We start from the raw sequence: 20035 nt of genomic DNA on the forward strand, positions 1-20035 counted from the left end.
CGTAAATGTTAGCTTCATGTCTAACATTTACGGGGCAATTCATTTGTTAGTCTTCGCTTTGCTCGTCTTCTTCACTTCGGCGATTATTTTCTCTATTTTCTCTATTTTCTCTATTATCACTTGCGTTTTCATTGTTTCGATTTTCATTAGCGTTATCTCTAGCATTATCACGCTGTTGTTCATTTGGAGAGCTTTCGTTTATCTCTTGCTCCTCTTCAATTTCTTCATCAGCTATTTCCTCTTCTTCCTCTACTTCCTCTTTTTCTTCTTCTTCTTCCTCTTCTTCTATGTCTTCAGGAACGTAGTCATCACCTTCGGCAATCTTCGAACGGGACGATTCACGTCCAGCAGTATCAATTGCTGTCACATAATAAGAGTTTGAGTTTCCGCTGATAGAATAACTGGTTGATTCATTTCCGATGATATGTGCAATAGGCTCGAAGTTCGTAGTTCCATTTTTAGCACGATAAATACGGTACCCGATGATATCATTATCAGAATGGATCGACCATCGGAGCTCATTGCCATTAATTCTTACATTATCAACATCTCGTGGCACACGACCATTATTTGGAGCCTTATCTCCTAATACGATGTTACGCATGGAATCAGGTAAATATTGACTAATATTGACGTTCCAAGTGCTATCAGCTAGCTTAACGCCTTCTTTTGTAAATTCAGAAGGGGTAGAATCTAATGCGATATAATTTTTCCCATTTATCGTTACATAACGTGTGCTCTCAAGACTGCTATCTTCTTTTGATGGTAAAAATTGTGCGTTGAATAAATCAGTTGTAACAAATCCTGCTTCTTGGCAAGCCTTTGAAGGAAGCAAGCCTGTTAAGCTACAAATTGAACGACTAACGATTCCGTTTGGCATTTCAAAACGTTCGTTTGGTGCTATTAAATCAGGATTAACTGAGTAAGCGGCATTTGCTAAAGTTGCCCAAATTTGTTGCGTTTTCGGCCCTGATCGTCCTTCGATAACGTGTTGGTCATCGTAACCAACCCAGACACCCATTGTAACGTTCGGATTTAATGCAACAAACCATGAATCACGATCTTCATTTGACGTACCTGTTTTCCCAGCCCAATCAGCTGAAAAAGATAAGCGACTTGGTAATGATGAAGCTGTACCCACCCCCCGCAGAACATCTCTCATCATATCAATCATTAAATATGAGGTTTGCGGTGTGAATACATCTCTCGTTTCGGGTTCGTGTTCATAGACGATATCCCCATTAGCTGTTTCAATCCGTTCAATCATATATGATTCAACATATGTCCCGCCGTTTGCAAACGTAGCAAAGGCATTCGTATTTTGTTCAACTGATACTTCATGTGTACCTAAAATAGAAGATTCATAAGGTGCATCATCAGGTATAACAAACCCTAAATCAAATAACACTTGTCTTGCTCGTTCAAAACCAACCATTTTATAGACACGAAATGCTGGTACGTTTCGTGAACGTGCTAACGATTCTCTAACCGAAAGTAGACCTAAATGCTGGTGGTCAAAGTTACGAATTGGTTGACCATCTGAATAAAATTCTTCTGTATCAGGAATGACAATCCCTGGTTGGACAGCACCAATATCTAATGCTGGAGCAAACGCAATTAATGGTTTCATTGTGGAAGCATTATGTCGGTAAGCTTGTGTTGCACGATTAAAATGATCGTCACTACCTTCTGTCCGTCCACCAACAAAGCCTTTAATAGCTCCAGTATGGTTCTCTAATAATACGGCTCCTAACTGTTCAGGTTTCCCATCTTTATAAGGTCCAAATAATCCCTCATTTTGAATTGAATCCTGCATCGCTAGATAAATATCCTTATCAATTGTCGTATGGATACGATAACCATTCACACGTAGCTCTCTTGAAATCAACTCATTATAACGTTGTCTAATTTCTAGCTCTTCTTCACGGTCCATTTCCGAGAAATCAATACCGTCTTCTTTCATACGTTGCTTAGATAACTCATCAACCGCTCTTCGAAGAACTTCGTAAGTTAAATAAGGATATTCCTCTATTGGTGCTGGTGTCGAACTGGCAAAATTGGCTTTAATATCATATTTTAAAGCTTCATTTCGCTCTTCTTCTGTAATATAACCAGCTTCATACATTCTTGACAGAACAATGCTCATTCTGTTTAAGCTAGGCTCAATGTTTTCTTTAACTGAGCCGTCATTGCGAAACGGCGTATATCCAAATGGACTTTGTGGTAAACCAGCAATATAGGCAGCTTGTGGAATTGTTAACTCTGAAGCGTCTACTCCAAAGATGCCTTGAGCTGCCGCTTGGATTCCTGCAATTTGACGCCCAGAGGCGTTACGACCAAAGGGAACAATATTTAAGTACGCTTCTAGTATTTCATCTTTGTCTAAATACGTTTCCAAGCGCATAGCAAAGAGGATTTCGGTTGCTTTACGATCAAAGGACACTTCATTCGTTAAAATTTGATTTTTAATTAATTGTTGTGTTAATGTACTTCCTCCTGTTTGCAGGGAAGAATTTGCTACTTCTTGCATGATTGCACGCATAATCGCTTTTGGCACAATTCCGTCATGCTCATAAAAATATTCATCTTCTGTTGCGATAATAGCCTGTATAACATAATCAGAAATTTCATCTAGTGTAACTTCATGTCGATCAATGTCCGATGGCAATTCACCTAAATAGACATCGTTGGCGAAAAAAACTTGGCTCGTTTCTTCATAATCATAAATCGCTGTTCGCATTTCTTCTTCAGAAAGAAGAGGCTCATCTTTGACTAAGGAAACAAAGTAACCGGCTCCAGCTCCACCAACAAAGAAAATAACCATACAAAGTAAGACAAGAAAAATAAGAAATAAATTCCAAAAGACTTGATACGTAATGCCGATCATCCGGAATAGAGTTCGTTGATGTAGATTCTTGGAGAAACCTCTTACTTTTTCTATGAAAGTCGAGTTTTCCTTTTCCATATTTATTTACCTCCTAAATTCATGATATATTATAGCACAAGCAGTCGACTGGGGATATGATATGTTTGATTTTGTCTTGTTTTTCTTGACAAAAAGGTGGAATTTATGTTAAAAATGGATCATTCAAAAATATAAGGTTAATAGCGTTGAATGGTCAAAGTAATCCAAACTTCCCTGTATATAGAGAGCTGATGGTTGGTGGAAATCAGTGCAAAGGTCTTGGATGAATTACAGCCTGGAGCTTTCTTTGTGAACAAAGAACGGTTTTTTGCCGTTATGAAAATGAAGTGGTTAGACATGTTTTGTCTAGCAACAAGGGTGGTAACGCGAGGATCTCGTCCCTTCTTAGGGAGAGGTCTTTTTTTTATCCAATCATAGCAGAATGACAGAAGAAGTGAATCTTTTTGAGTAAGAGCGTCGGCGTTGTCCGACTTAACTAATAAAGGAGATGATTTTATGGAAAAGGAAGTTGTATTATCTGCAGAACAGAATGCGAGGTAGAGCGTCAATTAGAGATTTTACGGCGTGGAGCTGTTGAAATTGTCCCAGAAGAGGACTTACGTAAAAAAATTGAAAAGTCCGTTCTAACAAGTAAACCGTTAAAAGTAAAACTAGGAATGGATCCGTCTGCACCAGATGTTCATATTGGTCATACAGTCGTACTTCATAAGTTACGTCATTTTCAAGAGCTTGGTCATGAGATTCAAATGGTCATTGGTGATTTTACAGGTCGGATAGGTGACCCAACCGGAAAATCTGAAACGCGAAAGCAGCTAACTGATGAAGAAGTCAAAAGAAATGCCGAAACCTACGTTGAGCAATACGGGAAAATTTTAGATATGTCTAAGACGAAGTTGTACTACAATTCGGAATGGTTAAAACCATTGACGTTTGAAGAGGTTGTTCGGCTTGCGGGTAATATGACGGTGGCTCGTATGCTTGAGCGTGATGACTTTGAGAAACGCTACAAATCAGGGCAAGCGATTTCTGTACATGAATTTTTCTATCCATTAATGCAAGGCTATGACTCAGTAGCGTTGGAATCCGATATTGAGGTTGGTGGAACCGATCAAAAGTTTAACCTTTTAATGGGGCGGCATTTACAGGATGCTTACGGTAAAGAAAAACAAGTTGCCTTAACATTACCATTAATTGAAGGGTTAGATGGCGAACGAAAGATGTCTAAGTCGTTAGGGAATTACATTGGTATTGATGAGAGTCCGAATGAAATGTTTGGTAAGTCGATGTCGATTCCAGATGAGCTTATGATCAAATATTATAAGCTAGCAACAGACTTACCAATGGAAGAAATCAAGGCATTAGAGAAAGGGTTAGCAGATGGGTCTGTTCATCCACGAGATGCAAAGATGAACCTTGGTGCAAAATTCGTGGAAATGTACCATGGGAAAGAAGAAGCCAAGCAAGCTAAAGAATATTTCCAAACGGTTTTCCAAAAGCGTTCACTGCCGACGGATATCCCAGAAGTGAAATGGGAAGGCACCTCACCTGTTTGGATAGTAGAGTTGTTAGTTGAACTAAAGATGATGCCGTCAAAAGGTGAGGCACGAAGAATGATTCAAAATGGTGGGGTAAAAATTAACGAAGAAAAAGTTGACGATGTTCAACAGCAAGTCGATCTTGAAGATGGAATGGTCATTCAAGTAGGGAAAAGGAAATTTGCTAAAATTACATTATAATTAAGAAAAAAGCGTTCGAAGGAATTATATCTTTCGATCGCTTTTTTTGTATTGTCATATTAAGATTGATTAGAGCGACTAGTGTGTAAACAAAGCTACGCTCCCTTTTTTCACCAAGTTTCATTTGTGTGATTAATGAATTCGTTGCCCAAATAAGACTTAATTCTCATAAGGAAACCCAAACATTCTATAATACTTAATAACTTAGACTATTAAACGATTAATATTTATAAAGTAGGTCGAAAGAAAAATGATTATTCGGTAAACGCACTTAACCCTCTTTCCGAAAAATCACATATTAACTTTGCCATTTCCTCAGGTGTTTGATCCATTCCATTTTTAAGCCATTGTTGAATGGTGCATATACTTCCGTTTACTAAGAAAAGACTAATATACTCAGCAATATGTGGTGCAATCTTATTGTAACTAAACCATTGACCAATCGTACAATCCTGGGCGAGTAAGATAACCTTTTTTTGAAAGGTTGTGCTCCCGTTCTCACTAAATAACGTTTGACAGCTATCTTTATTTGCGGCGATATATTCCAATAGTTTAATTGTTACTTTTAAACTATTGTCTTTATCATCGTAAGTGAAGGTTGATAATGTATTGTCAATGTCTTGAATAATTTCTTCTTCTATTTGTTGAAGTAAGTCATAAAGATCCGTGTAATGTGCATAAAAAGTAGAGCGGTTAATGTCGGCGAGCTGACAAATTTCTTTGACAGATATCGCGTTTATCGGTTTATTTTGTAATAATTCGATGAGGCTATTTTTAAGTACCTTTCGTGTATATTGTTTTCGGCGGTCAAGTTTTTCGTTCATTTTTACTCCTTCTTTCATGATACACAACAAGAAAATGCTTTCATGTTGGATATTGGACGTTAAATATTAAACTGTATGTTGATTAATCAACACAGTGTTATTATAATTTGGTGGTGAAGCGAAAGCAAGGGGGAATGACATTGGATCGAATAGCAAATCACATTATTACATACAAAAAACGAATTGTTATAAGCTTTTTTGTTATTACAATTATTAGTGCGATTGCCCAGTTTTTTGTCACAGTTAATTACAATATGGCAGATTATTTACCGAGTGATGCCCCATCAACGATTGCAATGAATGTAATGGAAGAGGAATTTGACGGTACTGTTCCGAATGCACGGGTGTTAATTAATAATGTATCTGTTCAAGAGGCGTTACGATATAAGGAGAATTTAGAAGCGATAGACGGTGTTTCAGATGTGATGTGGTTAGATGATGTCATCGATTTGAAAGTACCGCTAGAAATTATTGAACAAGATTTGATTGAATCGTATTATTTGAATGAAAATGCGTTACTATCACTTTCCATTCGTGAAGGTGATGAAGTACGGATTACAAATGAGATTTATGACTTGATTGGTGAAGATAATGCGATTGAAGGAGAAGCGGTCGATACAGCATTCTCTCAACAAATGACAGGTTCTGAATCGTTATATGCCGCCATGCTGTTAGTCCCGATGATTATTTTGATTCTTGTTATATCGACTAATTCATGGGTTGAGCCGGTGTTCTTTTTAACGGCAATAGGGGTTTCTGTATTAATTAATTTAGGTACAAATCTTTTTATTGGTGAAGTTTCGTTTATTACACAATCAGTTAGTCCAATTTTGCAGCTGGCTGTTTCGTTAGATTATGCGATCTTCCTTTTGCACAGATTTTCAGATTACCGCGAACAAAACTACCGTCCTGAAGAGGCGATGAAGTTAGCTATTAAAAAAGCCTTTCCAGCGATAGCAGCAAGTGCTGCAACCACCTTTTTTGGTTTTATGGCATTAACATTAATGAGCTTTGAAATTGGGGCAGATCTTGGCTTAAATTTACTAAAAGGAATTGTCCTAAGTTTTATTAGTGTAATCGTGTTTTTACCAGCACTAACTTTATGTTTTTATAAATGGATTGACAAAACCGAGCATAAACCACTCATTCGTCCTTTCCGTAATATTGGTTCAAATGTATTGAAAGGACGAATTCCAGTACTCATAATCGTATTAGTTATGATTGTACCGGCATTTCTAGCACAAAATAATACGGTGTTCACCTACGGGTTAGGAGAGCAGCCTGAAACGACAAGAGTTGGTAGTGATTCTCGTGAGATTAAAGAGACTTTTGGAGAGTTAACACAAATGGTTCTACTCACTCCTGGGTCTGAAATTGTGAAAGAGGTAGAACTAATACAGGAATTGAAGCAATTAAATGAAATTAAAAGTGTTATTGCTTATTCTGAGGCAGTGAGTTCGGTCATCCCACCTGAATATTTAGATGAATCGATTACCGACGAATTTTTCTCGGAGAATTATAGTCGGATTATTATAAATAAAGAGACCGCTGCAGAGGGTGATGTCGCTTTTGCCGTAGTGGAAGCCGTTCAGGAAAAAGCGAGTGAATATTACGGAGATGATATATTGCTTCTTGGAGAAAGCGTCACGTTATATGATATGAAAACATTACATCACAAGACAACATAGTCGTTAACGTTATGACAGTTGCAGCGATCGCCTTAGTCCTGTTAGTTACATTTCGATCAATATCGTTTCCAGTTGTGCTCATTTTAACGATCCAAGCAGCTGTATGGATTAACTTGTCTATTCCATATTTCTCAAATATGACGTTAGATATATAGGCTATTTAATAGTTAGTACCGTTCAGCTTGCAGCAACGGTTGATTACGCGATATTGTTTACGGAAGGATATAAAGAAAATCGAAAGTATTATCCTGCTATGGAATCTATTAAGAAAACATTAAATGAAAAGACATTTTCAATCTCGATTTCAGCATCGATTTTATCGAGTGTTGGTTTTATCTTGTGGATTACGTCTTCTGATCCGATCGTTGGATCGATTGGATTATTATTAGGGCGTGGAGCTTTACTAGCCTTTATTTTAGTAATCGTCTTTTTGCCAGCTATTTTATATACATTCGATAAAATTATTGAAAAAACAACTTGGAAAGCAAATTATTATAAGGGAGAATGAGTGATGCGAAAAAGAAAATGGGTAATAATAGCAATTATTTTAGTAGTCATAATGTCTCCTTTGCTTGTCTATGCAACAACTGTGAATGATGAGCAAACACAAGCGGAAGATAAAGATTTCATACAAGCAAACGGCTCAATAGATGGGAAAGATGAAGTAATTTATGCCAATTTAAGTGCTTCAGGGAGTTTAAAAGATCTTTATGTAGTAAACATCTTTGATGTAATTGAAGAAGGCAGTTTTCTAGATTACGGATACTATGAACAGGTCAAAAATTTAACGGATTTAGCGGAATTAGAGCTTAGCGAAGATACTGTTCGTTTTGTAGCAACAGAGGGGAAATTTTATTATCAAGGGTATTTACAAGATCAGCCCTTACCTTGGGAGGTAAACGTCTCATATTTGCTAAATGGGGAGTCGATTCGCCTGAAAATCTACCAGGTGTAGATGGAGAATTAGAGATTAATATTGAAACTAAAGCAAATGAAGATGTTGATTCGCTTTTTTATGAAAACTATTTATTACAAATATTGGTCACGCTTGATTCAGATGTCGCTAGCGAGATTGAGGTTAGTGAAGCCACAATCGCCAATGCCGGAAAAAATAAGCAATTATCGTTCACAGTGATGCCCGAACAAGATGCTGATATACAAATAAAGGCTCAAGTGAATGACTTTGAAATGGATGGAATTGAAATTGCTGCTATCCCTCCTTCTATGGCCCTAGATGTGCCAGATAATGAATTAACAGAAGATATGAGAACGTTAAGTGATGCGATTGAGGAATTAAATGATGGTGTCGGTGAATTAAAAGATGGAGCAAATGAGTTAAATAGCGGAGCTAGCAGCTTAAGAGATGGTTCTGTACAATTTAAAGACGGAATAGGTGAGCTATCTAGCTCATCAGCTGATCTCATTAAAGGATCAGAAACGATTCAGGCATCTTTACGTACAATTAATCAGGCTTTACAAGAGCAGCCAATCGAATTTGATTTAGGAGATTTTTCGGAGCTGTCAACAGGTTTAAGCCAAATGAGTGAAGGGTTAAAAGAGGCAGCAAATGGCTTAACCCAATTAGAGCAAAGCTATAGTACGGCTTTATCAGTGTTGGATGAAGTGATAACAGACATTCCTGCACATCAAATCTCCGATCAAGATATTAATAGTCTATATGCAAGTGGTGCAGATATAGACATTATTAATCAATTAATCGAGAGCTACACAGCATCGTTAACCGTTAAAGGAACATATGCTGAGATGAAGGAAGGCTTGGAGGCAATTGAAGACAATTTATCTGTTATTACTAGTTCAATCGCAAAGATGGGTAATACATTAGCAACGACTGCTAATGAGTTGTCAACTTCTTTAGCAGAGGTTGACCAAGGTGATGGATTTGACGAATTAATTGAAGGTATTAATGAAATAGCTACACATTATAGTGAATTTCACAACGGACTTGTTAGTTATGTTGATGGAATCGGGCAATTATCCAATTCATATGGCGATTTGCATAGTGGTATGTCAGAATTAACAGATGGAACATCAGAATTTGCTGAAGGGGTTAGCGAGCTAGAAGATGGGACACAGGAATTATATGATGCAACTAGTGATTTGCCTGAACAAATGCAAGAAGAAATTGATCAAATGATTGCTGAATATGATAAATCCGATTTAGAGGTTCACTCATTCGTTTCGGATAAAAATGAGCATGTCAATACGGTCCAATTTGTTATTCAAACTGAATCGATTTCAATTGAGGAAGACGTGTCAACAATAGACGAAGTAGAAGAGGAAGAAGGTTTCTGGGACAGGTTAATAAGATTGTTTATTTCTTAAGATTAAAAAAGCCAATCAACTATTACGTTATTAAACAGTTGATTGGCTTGTTGTTTTCCGGTTCTTCCACTAGATAACGAATCGAAGACTTTTTCGCCTTTGTCAAAGTAATGACTATGTAAGTGGACCGAATATACCGACATCTGTTAGCTAATCAGGTTGCCAGACTTTCCCCTTTATTATTATTTAACTAGATTGTACGGTTACACGTAAAGGGTCTGTACTTTCCCATACATGACCTGCTTGAAGTAACATTGATTCCGTAAAGTGATTTCCGATTAGTTGCATACCAATTGGAAGTCCTTCTGACGATAGTCCAATAGGTACAGAAAGGCTTGGTAAACCTGTTAGGGTTGCTGGTGATGTAAAGGGCATACAGCGTTGAATGATGTCTAAGTTTTGATCAACCCAGTTAGAAAGAAACGGTGGAGTAGTAATTGGCACGGTTGGTCCTAAAATGACGTCGACTTTTCCAAATGCCCCTTTAAATGCCAATGTTAATTGACGCCGAATTTGCTGCGACCTAATATATTGTAGTGTGGTCGTTAAAAGACCAGCTTGGAAAAAAACTCGCACATCAATAGCATAAAATTCTGGATTCATTAGCCAATGAGAATGGAAGGCAGTGGCCTCCCCTGTAGTAATAACATAACCTGCAAATGATGCCATTGATAGTTCTGGAATCGTAATTTCCGTTAACTCTGCCCCTAGACTTTTTAGTGTTTGGATCGCCTTTAAAAATAAGTATTCTACGTCATGATCCAAGTCTTCTAGAAAAAAGGACGGCACACCAATCTTTAAGCCTTCGATACTTCTTGTTAAATCAGGATGTTCAATGGCGTCAGATCCCGCCATAGGTGGAAGCATGAGTGCTAGGTCGCTAACAGATCGTGCCATCGGTCCAGGGTGATCCAATGACCAAGCTAATGGCATAACACCATCAGTGCTAATAAGATCATAGGTCGGTTTAAGTCCGTATACGCCACACATAGCAGCAGGTACTCGAATCGATCCAAATGTGTCTGTTCCTGTTGCGAGTGTAGCTAGGCCAGAGGCCAAAGCAGCCCCACTTCCTCCGCTAGACCCTCCTGGAGTGTACTGAATATTCCATGGATTGCGAGTATGGCCATAGAAAGGGTTCGTATTTGTTAAACCACCACCAAACTCATGCATGTTCAGTTTACCGAGCATGATTGCCCCTTTTGACAATAAGTTATCAACAGATCGTGCTGTAAATTCTGGAATAAAATCAGCTAATCGTTTTGAACCGGCAGTTGTACGAATCCCCTTAGTAAAATAATTGTCTTTTATACCGATCGGGATCCCATGTAATGGACCTTTATAATGACTATTCATGATTTCAATTTCAGCTTTTTTTGCTTGTTGAAGAGCGATTTCATGAAGTGGTGTAATGTATGCGTGAACAATTGGGTTTACCTGATCAATTCTTGTGAGAAAATGCTTCGTTAATTCTACAGGGGATAATTGTTTATTCTTTATATAAGGTGATAGTTGTTTTGTCGTTAAGAAGTGGAGATCAACCATTTATAACCTCCTTATCGAAAACAGTTATAGGGACAACTGCATTTAAATGTGGAAAATAATTGAGTGATGTTTGTGCATTCGTTATCGCACATAGAACAGATTGAATGTAGGGAAGTTCCGTTTCTAAGATAAGGTAGCCTTGTGCGTTTAAATGAGATTGGATCATCTCTACTTGATACATTTTTTCCCTCCTATTGGCGTATGATGTAAATATTATATGAGAAGGTAAGGAAAGGAATGTCCGGTGTTTTTTAGTACATACTATTTTTAGCTGTATTTCTTAAATGATCTAAAAAAGGAGAGCGAGAACATGAACGCAAAATATCAAAAGCTATTTTCCCCCTTAACCTTTGGCAACGGTATTGAACTGAAGAACCGATTGGTGATGGCACCGATGACAAATTATTCTTCAAATCCAGATGGAACGGTAACAGATGAAGAGGTGAGCTATTATGCTCGTCGATCTAAAGGGGTTAGCATGGTGATAACTGCTTGTACATATGTTACGCCAAACGGAAAAGGATTTCATAACGAATTTGCCGGTGATCGAGATGAAATGATACCAAGCCTAACACAATTAGCACAAGCAATCCAAGAACAAGGGGCTAAAGCGATCTTACAAATTTTCCATGGAGGAAGAATGTGTCCGCCAGAGTTAGTACCTAACGGTGATGTTGTAAGTGCTAGTGCGATTCCTGCTGAAGGAGAGGATGCTCCGACGCCGCATGCTTTGAGTGAGTTAGAGGTGGAAGAAATCATTGATGCTTTTGGTGAAACAACACGACGTGCAATTGAAGCTGGCTATGATGGGGTTGAGATCCATGGAGCAAACGGTTATTTAATCCAACAATTCTTCTCACCTCATTCTAATCGCCGTGAAGATCGGTTTGGGGGAAGCTTGGAAAAACGTATGACCTTCCCGCTTGCCGTTGTAGATAAAGTAAGAAGTATCGTAAAGGAACATGCTAAATCTCCATTTATCGTAGGGTATCGGTTTTCCCCAGAGGAACCTGAGACACCAGGTATCACAATGCAGATACTCTAACATTAGTTGATACGTTAGCCGATAAAGGTTTAGATTACTTACATGTTTCATTATTCGACTTTTTCCAAAAAGCAAGGAGAGGGGTAGACGATCTAAATAAAACACGAATAGACTATTTACTCGAAACAATCAATGATCGTGTTCCGTTAATTGGAGTAGGCTCAATTTATACAGCTGAAGATGCTCGTAAAGCATTTGAGACCGGAGTCCCTCTTCTTGCATTAGGCAGAGAGCTCATCATTGATCCAGACTGGGTACAAAAAGTTGCTGATGGACGCGAAGATGAAATTGTGACAAAACTTGATAAGGGTAAGCAAAAAGAGTTAGTTGTACCAGATCCATTATGGAAACAAATTATCAGTACTCCAGGCTGGTTTCCTGGAGTATAAAAGTGAGAGGACCCCTAGGTTAGCTATTAAAGCACCCTTGTTTAATCGAATAAAGACTTGTCAAATTGCTTTCCCTTAAGGATTCCCCTACTCTCCAGCCCTGCCACTGATTTCAAAAATACTGATTTAACTCTAAAATACTCAAGTCCTGCCAAGCGATACAAAGCACTTTTGAAGAGACAGGTTAAGTACCTTCTAGATGTATTATACTTATAAAATCCCTTTATAATTTTGTTTAGAAATCTTGTTCAATGACTATTCGAGATGTATAATGCCAAGAAATCTAGGATGATCTAACCGTTATCATATAACCTTTCTAAACACGTACATAATTGTTTAGAAAGGTTTTTTATTTGGGGTATTAGGATTATCGTGTGGAAAACTCAAATAATTATATTAATGTTCATAAAACATAAATCGGATAATTGTGTGGAATTTTTATTTCAGATGTATCAATGAAAACCGATACATTTAGAATGAAAGTAATATTTTGTAAAATGCCTTTTACTACCGAATAGTAATTGTTGTATTGACTGCAAAGTTCTCTCATGATAATATTTGATTGATCAATCAATCAGTAAAATAGTTAACCAGTCAAAAAGTATATCATCTTTTTAATAATTTGGAGGAAACAATGAAGAATAAAAACTCTGAAACGCTTACACAGGTAAAAAATGAGTCTGGATGTGGTAAATACAAGACACAGTTCCTACCAGTACTCGGATTACTATTATTTGCACCATTTACTGCAGAGTACATTATAGGATATCTCGATGTAACAGGGAATTTTGGGTTAATGTTCTTATATTTAATATTTTTTGGACCATTGTACGGTGGAGCAGCATTAATTATACGGGAAGTTACACGCCGTGCTGGTCTTGGCTGGCTAACAATGACTATTCTTGCTTTTGCATTTAGTTTATTTCAAGCAGGCTTGATCGATCATGGTTTATTCAACCCGGTATTTCGGGACATTGATTATTGGCAAGATTTGCGTGATCCAACTTATATTTCCGTTCTAGGTATTAGTGCATACCAGGCTGTTGATTTTATAAGTGGACACGTCATTTGGAGTATTACTGTTCCCATCGTGATCATGGAGATATTCTATCCAAATCGTAAAAGAGACCCGTGGTTAAGTAATGTAAGTTTGACCATTATCACCATTCTATATTTATTTGCTTCTGTATTCATTTTTCAAGACCAAGTGACAATGGACCAATTTCTTCCATCAGTAACGCAATTCTTTGTTACTGGAATCATTGTTATCGCTTTGATAATTGCTTCGTTTACTGTTGGAAAACACAACTTGACACGCATTGATAAACCAGCTCCTAAGCCTTTTTTTGTTGGAGCGGTGACGCTCTTCCTGCTAAGTATGCACACTATCATTGAATTATTAGCAGTTTTACTGGGGGATTCCGCGAATTTTATGATGGAGTGGCCAGGTGTCATATTAAGATTGATGTCATTATCATTGCTTGGTTATTTGATTTTAGTTTGGTCAAAGCAAAAAGGGTGGAATTCCATGCACCATCTTGCTTTAGCGGGTGGTGCCATTTTGACGAGAACTTGGATTGCTTTTCTAATCCAGCCTCTCGGAAATGTACCGTCATCTGATAAACTAATAGGAAACACGATTTTCTTATTAGGTGCAATTGTGCTAATCCTTTTTGGTATATATGTCATACGCAAAAAAACAATCAAAGTAAACTAAGAAATCAATCAGATTGTCAATAAATTTGTTGAGTTGTATATTTTGAAATGGAGGAGAAGAGTAATGAATAACGAAACAGTCCTAGGTTTATCAAATGTTGATAAAGCTATACTTATCATTGTGCCACCGATTCTTGGAGCATTGCTCGGTTGGTTTATACCAACTATTGCCGAATGGGCAATAAAGATACCTTTTATTCCTTTTGAAGGAGTGCTTGAATGGATTGCTACATTGGAAAGCCAATGGGTTTCGGTTATAGGAGTCATTTTAGGTGTGATTGCTGGAGTATTCTTTGTATTCTATGCCTTTAGCGAAACTCTTAGAATAACTATTACAGATGAGGAAGTGAATTTGAATTTCAAGGAAAAAGTAAATAATATTCATAAAACAGAAACCTCAGCTATTTACATGGAGGGAAAAGATCTTGTCTTCTTAAGCACCGAAGGAAATGAATTGTTCCGAGGACAGCCTGAATTGAAGAAGGTATTAGTATCGGAGGCTTTTAGACAACATAGGTATCCGTGGAAAGATAAAGACCCTTTCGAGAATCAATATCAGCGTTGGGTAGCTGACCATCCGGACTTTCCTCCGCATGTCAATGCCCTGCTGTCAGCAAGGGAACAAGCTTTAAAGAATGAAGAAAAAGAAGAAGCTAAAGCTCTTCGAAAAGATTTGGTTAATAATGGAGTTGTTCTTCGTGATGAAGATAGCCGGCAGTATGTAAGAATAGTTAGAGGTGAGGATAAATGAAAGAAGATCAAAAAAAGGAAGGTAAACAGTCATTTATCGCTGAAGCAAGACGTGAACAAATTATAATGGCGGCGATCAAAACACTTGATGAAATTGGTTACCTTAAAGCAAGCCTTGCACAAATTGCAAAAAAGGCAGGGGTTAGCACAGCACTGATTTCTTATCACTTTGCAGATAAAAGCGATTTGATGAATCATCTGCTGACAAATCTGCTAGAAAGCTCAACAACATATATTTTAGAGAGAGTACATCGGGAAGGTACGAATCATGGGAAGATAAAGGCCTTTATTATGGCAAGCCTAGCTTATCAAGGTACGCACCCTGCACGTAATACGGCTCTGATAGAAATTATCTTTAATGCCAGAACACCTGATAATATTCCGTATTATAAGTTAGGTAACGATGAAGATGAAGACCCAATCATGAATGAGCTTCGGTTAATCTTGCATGATGGACAAGCAAAAGGGGAATTTGGGAAATTTAACATAGATGTCATGGCCAATATGATTCAAGGAGCAATTGGAGAGTATATGTTTAATACTGATATAACAAAAAAGTTGACTTGAATACGTATAGTAGCGAACTTGTAAACATTGTTAATCAAGCATTAAAAGGGTATTAGGGTGATGTTATTGTGACTTAATATGTTCTGTCTAATGCCGAGTTTGGTTGGCATTACTATTGTTTAATCTAAGTTACAATATTCATGTAAACCAAGGGCTGCTCGACAGCTCTTTTTTATATTTTTTCTATCAAATAGGTTATTAAATTGAAGAATTTCGAAAGTGAAATATAAATGTTAACCAATATGATTAATCGATTAAACTTTAAGGTTGTAGACATGAAAGAAAGTGAATATGATGATAGATTCCTAGTGGAGTCTACTACTCCACCACCTTCACATTGTCCCAAATGCGGGTCAACATGGTAAAAAGGACCAAATTTTCTTTGATTTGCGAGTATAGACATAATCAACAATAATAAAACCATCTAAATGGGCCTAAGTGAACCAATGCTTTCTCTGTTAATGATCGATCTACTGATTCCAATCAAAGACATACAAAATATTAATATTAATAGGGAAATGCCGAATAAAGTTTAACCATTAGGACAATGTCCTCCATTCTCGTGTTCTAGTCATTCAGGATGCTAGCCTCCCCGAAATTCCTCGGTACGGACCAAGGGGTGCGATAGTGACCCGCAGCGTGAATGCGGTGTTAGGCGAAGTTTCTTCCTCTTCGATTCCACTCACGAGCATTATTCATTATTTCATCCATTACTTTAGACTTCTCATCAGAATACTTCAAAAGAGTATTAATTCCCTTATTAATTGTTAATTGCTTAAATCTTGAATAATGGATAGCCTCATCCGGGTGGCTTCGCAAGTAATCCCGAAATAACAAATTATCATTCCAGAGCTGAGAGCCCCACAAAGTTATTTGCAAGTTAATATCTTTGTTATTCCGTTTACGGTAATATAATCGACCTGGGACCCCAGCTTCTCCGAATCCCTCATAACCTAATTTAGCAAGATTCTTCTCTAGTAATTCATCGATCTCTAGAATTATTAGACCAATCATAATATCGATTATTGGTTTGGCGACCATACCTCTAATTGATGTACTTCCAATATGTTCAATTTCAATCGCTTTATCTGAGAAAACATGAAACAACTGTTGTTTCGCTTCATCATATATCTCTATCCAATCCGCCCGGTAGGAACTTAGGTGGACATTTTCATCTAACTTCATAGAATCAACTCCATAAATTAAGAAATTTCGCCTAACGTTCCCGCATTCACGACGTCCACCGAAGGTGGATGTGTCCGGCTGATTCCGCTTCTTTGTATCTGAAATCAGCTCCAGTCGAACTCTTCAACATCGCCTGGGCCGAGGGGCAACGCCCCGATGCGTGAATTATGGTGTTAGACGAGCCGGAAGGAGGTGAGATCAGCCTTCCAAAATGCCGAAAACCCTTATGGATCAAGGGATTATGGTGTTTGTGAAATAATCCCAATCGACTGCAATATCCCGTATTTCGTGATAGTTATACGAAACCCTCCATCCTACTTCGTATATCCGTTTTGGTTCTCATAACTCTCCATAGGGAGGATATGCGAAGTGCAAAACCAAAATCACTTCTCACCGAATGTAAAATGGCACGATGCCGTACGGCTTTTTCTCCAAGGATTGCAAATCTCGAAACTTAACCAAGGAGAGCATTCGCCGCTACCGCAACGGTCTGGAAAAGCTCCGTCAACACCTGGTCACTCAAAAACTTCAATGGTCTGGCCCCTGTACTCCTTACCCATCACATCATACCAAGTATGCTGGAAGAGGGGCTCTCGCTCCGGACAGTAAATGGCAATCTGTGCATTTAGAAGGAAATTTCCAAGTTTCTCTATGGAGAAGGACTGGCGGCACCCGATAGGTTAAAGCCGTTTAAGCTTCAACCCTCTATGGCTCATACCTTCACAGACGAGAATTTGCAACACTTGTTTGCCTTACCGAACCGCACAACCTTTACAGAATTTCGCAATTACGTGTTGTTTCCGGCTGTTCATATGACTTCTCCAGCCCAATGAATCATATCGTTTTACGGCTTCACAACAATCTTCGACGTTGACGTCCTCGGGCCAAGAACCCAATGTCTACGGATGCTCTGTTTTAGGATGGTAGATGCTGGAATGGTTCACACTTAACAGCTCCGCTTGACGCTTGATCGTGGATTTTCGGAATCATGCCGTTCAATCATGGTCTTACGAGCCTTGAAAGATTCATTTGAGGCACCGTGAGTTGGCCGACCATTTTTTTGAGGTTTTCTTGCTTACGCTCGTACTCCTTTTTCATTTTTTCCGTCTTGCTGGTCTTCTTATCAATACCGTGGAAGCACGCTCTAGAAATTCCGCTTTCCATCGACTGACCATGACGGGCTCACTTCATACTTCGCTGCGTTTTCATTAACCGTCTGTTGCTCTTGTATAACTTCCATCACAACCTACGTCTAAATTCTGAGGTATATCGATTCCGTTTCTCCATTGAATCATTAACTTATTTATCACTCTCCCGTGTCTCAGCCTATGGGAGCATTATAGTTTGCGGATGGTGACATGTCAAAAAGAGCTTTCTCCACTTGTGGAGTAGCGTGATTTTCTAGATTTGTTCGGATGGACAAGAATAAAGAAATGTAAATAGACCATTCTGCCATACTTGGCAGAAATCTTCACAAATTTGTTATAAACCACTAAACAAGTCGTATCAATGGTACGTCTTTTTTGTTGTCCAAATAAAAAGGATATAATCCCTTATATCCGTCCAGCCACGTAATTAGTAAGTTTATAAGCTCCCGCAGGTTCCCGCAAAGTTACCGCAATTCATTGCGGGAGATAACACTATTTTACAAAGCTGAAAACAAACGAAAAACCCTAGAACACTTGATATACCAAGGTTTCTAGGGTTCTGAAAACTGTTAAAAAATAAGCTCTGAAATTAACGAGAGTAGAACTCAACAATTTTAAAAGTCCTTTATTTATCAAGGGTTGAAAGGGGTATTTCACGAATTAGCCCCAATATCAGCCCCACTTTCTTCTAAGCTCTTACTGAATAAATTAACGCTCTCTTCTTCTAGTTGTTTAAACGAGTGGCCGTAAATATCTAAAATCATTCCTGGTGTGTTTCCTAGTCGATCTGCAATCACTTTGACATTAACACCTTTACTAATCAATAATGTTGCATGTGTGTGTCTTAAGCCGTGTGGTGTAATGGATTTAATATTGGCTTTTTGTATCATCTTACGCAGTGCATACAATATTAAATTAGTTGTGACCGGTTCACCGGTTTGATAAGAGATGAATACAAAGGAATCATTAATTAGTTTTTTACCGAAAGTAAAGAGAGTTTCCTTAGACCATTTTTTATATGCTTTTAATTGATTAACGACAATATCATCAATTAGGATTGTTCGATAGCTGTTAGCAGTTTTAGGTGTTCTAGTTCCTTTGTTGTCTCGAGTACGGTTAACACTGACAGTTTTGTTTTTTAAGTCAATATCACTCCATTTTAAACCATATGCTTCACCGCGTCTTAAGCCAGTGTAAGCTAATAGTAAAATAATTGTATAAGTTGTGATATTAGCATGTTCTTGTGTTGTTTTAAGTAGTTTGTTCAATTCACCAGCAGTTAGAAAGTTCTCTTCTACTGATTCTATTTCATTAGATGTTGGATCTTTAATAGATATTTTGTTAAATCGATTACGAGTAAGTATCTCATCATCAACAGCTGCATTAATAGCAATTTTAAATAAACGATGATACAATTTAACAGTATTAACATTGTATTTTTTAAGCAACGGATTGATAAATACACGCTTGTAAGTCGTTTTATCTAATTGCTGTAATTCTTTTATGCTATCGTTAATATCGTCTATTGAAAGAATGTTTTTAATTACATTTTTTTTAACGTCGTTAGATGATAATTTGTATAACATTACCAGTTCGCCGAAAGTTAAATCTTTTACAAAAATCCAAGGCGGAATATTGTTATATTTTTCTTTGTAATATTTAAGGGGTTGTACGTTTGGGTATTTAATTTTTTTATTTATTTTTTTTAGGAGGTTATTTCTTTCATAATCTCCATTGTGCCGCTGGATGGCGCCCTTTTTAAAATTCTCAATCTTTAAATAGTCATCTTCTTTTTCCCCATAGATTTCAGAAATAGAATAAGATAAACTTGAGTAAAACTTACATTCAATATCCAGCAAAAGTTCTAAAGTAGAATATCGTAAATGCCTGTCTAAATCATATAATTCAATAATTTGATCAATAGTCGTACCTTCTCTGTAAGCATCTTCTTCACCTTTTTTATTTACTAGAAAAATATCCTTATAACCATTAATTAAGTCATAGTATGTAGTCTTCAATAATTGTTTCTTTGCCTTATTACGATCATTTATGATTAAGCCTCGTCCTATTAGTTTATCTATTTGTTTATCAATATCTATAAAGGGCTTTTCCAGAACTAACAATATTTCCCCCTCATTTCATTTGTTTACTTTATTGTAATTTAAAAATAAAC

General features: G+C 37.5%; 12 protein-coding genes, 2 pseudogenes and 1 other annotated feature. Of the genes and pseudogenes, 8 read left to right on the forward strand and 6 right to left on the reverse strand.

The window, feature by feature from the left end; all coding sequences use genetic code 11:
- Positions 1–46: 46 nt before the first annotated feature.
- The gene (locus JCM19034_RS04695) at positions 47–2965 is read right to left on the reverse strand and encodes a transglycosylase domain-containing protein (protein WP_062047707.1); all 2919 of its coding nucleotides are present in this window, start codon (positions 2963–2965) and stop codon (positions 47–49) included.
- Positions 2966–3102: 137 nt separating this feature from the next.
- Positions 3103–3311 (forward strand) — a binding site (T-box leader).
- A gap of 127 nt (positions 3312–3438) precedes the next feature.
- On the opposite strand from JCM19034_RS04695, the gene tyrS reads away from it, so the two are divergent.
- Entirely contained in the window at positions 3439–4662 is a 1224-nt protein-coding gene (gene tyrS / locus JCM19034_RS04705; protein ID WP_062047711.1) for a tyrosine--tRNA ligase, read from the forward strand.
- A gap of 254 nt (positions 4663–4916) precedes the next feature.
- On the opposite strand, the gene JCM19034_RS04710 is transcribed toward tyrS, so the two are convergent.
- The gene (locus JCM19034_RS04710; protein ID WP_062047713.1) at positions 4917–5486 is read right to left on the reverse strand and encodes a TetR/AcrR family transcriptional regulator; all 570 of its coding nucleotides are present in this window, start codon (positions 5484–5486) and stop codon (positions 4917–4919) included.
- A 134-nt stretch (positions 5487–5620) separates the two neighbouring features.
- Between JCM19034_RS04710 and JCM19034_RS04715 the strand changes: the two are divergent.
- From JCM19034_RS04715 to JCM19034_RS04725, 3 genes and pseudogenes are all read left to right on the forward strand, one after another.
- A pseudogene (locus tag JCM19034_RS04715) lies at positions 5621–7682 on the forward strand (RND family transporter).
- A 3-nt stretch (positions 7683–7685) separates the two neighbouring features.
- Positions 7686–8129 (forward strand): hypothetical protein, encoded by a 444-nt coding sequence (locus JCM19034_RS04720; RefSeq protein WP_062047714.1) that lies wholly within the window; start codon positions 7686–7688, stop codon positions 8127–8129.
- Positions 8063–9517: a hypothetical protein gene (locus tag JCM19034_RS04725; protein WP_062047716.1), complete on the forward strand. Its 1455-nt coding sequence runs from the start codon at positions 8063–8065 to the stop codon at positions 9515–9517. The genes JCM19034_RS04720 and JCM19034_RS04725 overlap by 67 nt, the downstream gene beginning before the upstream one ends.
- 186 nt (positions 9518–9703) lie before the next feature.
- Here JCM19034_RS04725 and JCM19034_RS04730 read toward each other — a convergent pair whose 3' ends face one another.
- Positions 9704–11062 (reverse strand): Asp-tRNA(Asn)/Glu-tRNA(Gln) amidotransferase GatCAB subunit A, encoded by a 1359-nt coding sequence (locus JCM19034_RS04730; RefSeq protein ID WP_062047718.1) that lies wholly within the window; start codon positions 11060–11062, stop codon positions 9704–9706.
- Positions 11055–11243, reverse strand: coding sequence for a hypothetical protein (locus JCM19034_RS04735; protein WP_062047719.1), 189 nt, complete (start codon positions 11241–11243; stop codon positions 11055–11057). The genes JCM19034_RS04730 and JCM19034_RS04735 overlap by 8 nt, the downstream gene beginning before the upstream one ends.
- 129 nt (positions 11244–11372) lie before the next feature.
- On the opposite strand from JCM19034_RS04735, the pseudogene JCM19034_RS04740 reads away from it, so the two are divergent.
- From JCM19034_RS04740 to JCM19034_RS04755, 4 genes and pseudogenes are all read left to right on the forward strand, one after another.
- Positions 11373–12496: pseudogene (locus tag JCM19034_RS04740) on the forward strand (NADH-dependent flavin oxidoreductase).
- A gap of 634 nt (positions 12497–13130) precedes the next feature.
- Positions 13131–14213, forward strand: a complete 1083-nt coding sequence (locus tag JCM19034_RS04745) for a hypothetical protein (RefSeq protein WP_062047721.1) — start codon at positions 13131–13133, stop codon at positions 14211–14213.
- A gap of 63 nt (positions 14214–14276) precedes the next feature.
- Complete coding sequence (locus tag JCM19034_RS04750) at positions 14277–14963, forward strand: AtpZ/AtpI family protein (protein WP_062047723.1); 687 nt, start codon at positions 14277–14279, stop codon at positions 14961–14963.
- Entirely contained in the window at positions 14960–15529 is a 570-nt protein-coding gene (locus tag JCM19034_RS04755; protein ID WP_370621818.1) for a TetR/AcrR family transcriptional regulator, read from the forward strand. The genes JCM19034_RS04750 and JCM19034_RS04755 overlap by 4 nt, the downstream gene beginning before the upstream one ends.
- Positions 15530–16180: 651 nt before the next feature.
- On the opposite strand, the gene JCM19034_RS04760 is transcribed toward JCM19034_RS04755, so the two are convergent.
- On the reverse strand, positions 16181–16714 hold the full coding sequence (locus tag JCM19034_RS04760) for a GrpB family protein (RefSeq protein ID WP_062047726.1): 534 nt from the start codon (positions 16712–16714) through the stop codon (positions 16181–16183).
- A gap of 1801 nt (positions 16715–18515) precedes the next feature.
- Positions 18516–19985: a tyrosine-type recombinase/integrase gene (locus tag JCM19034_RS22865; RefSeq protein ID WP_062047728.1), complete on the reverse strand. Its 1470-nt coding sequence runs from the start codon at positions 19983–19985 to the stop codon at positions 18516–18518.
- Between the last annotated feature and the right edge of the window lie 50 nt (positions 19986–20035).

This window comes from Bacillus sp. JCM 19034, from assembly GCF_001310635.1.
GTDB lineage: Bacteria > Bacillota > Bacilli > Bacillales > Bacillaceae_D > Halalkalibacter.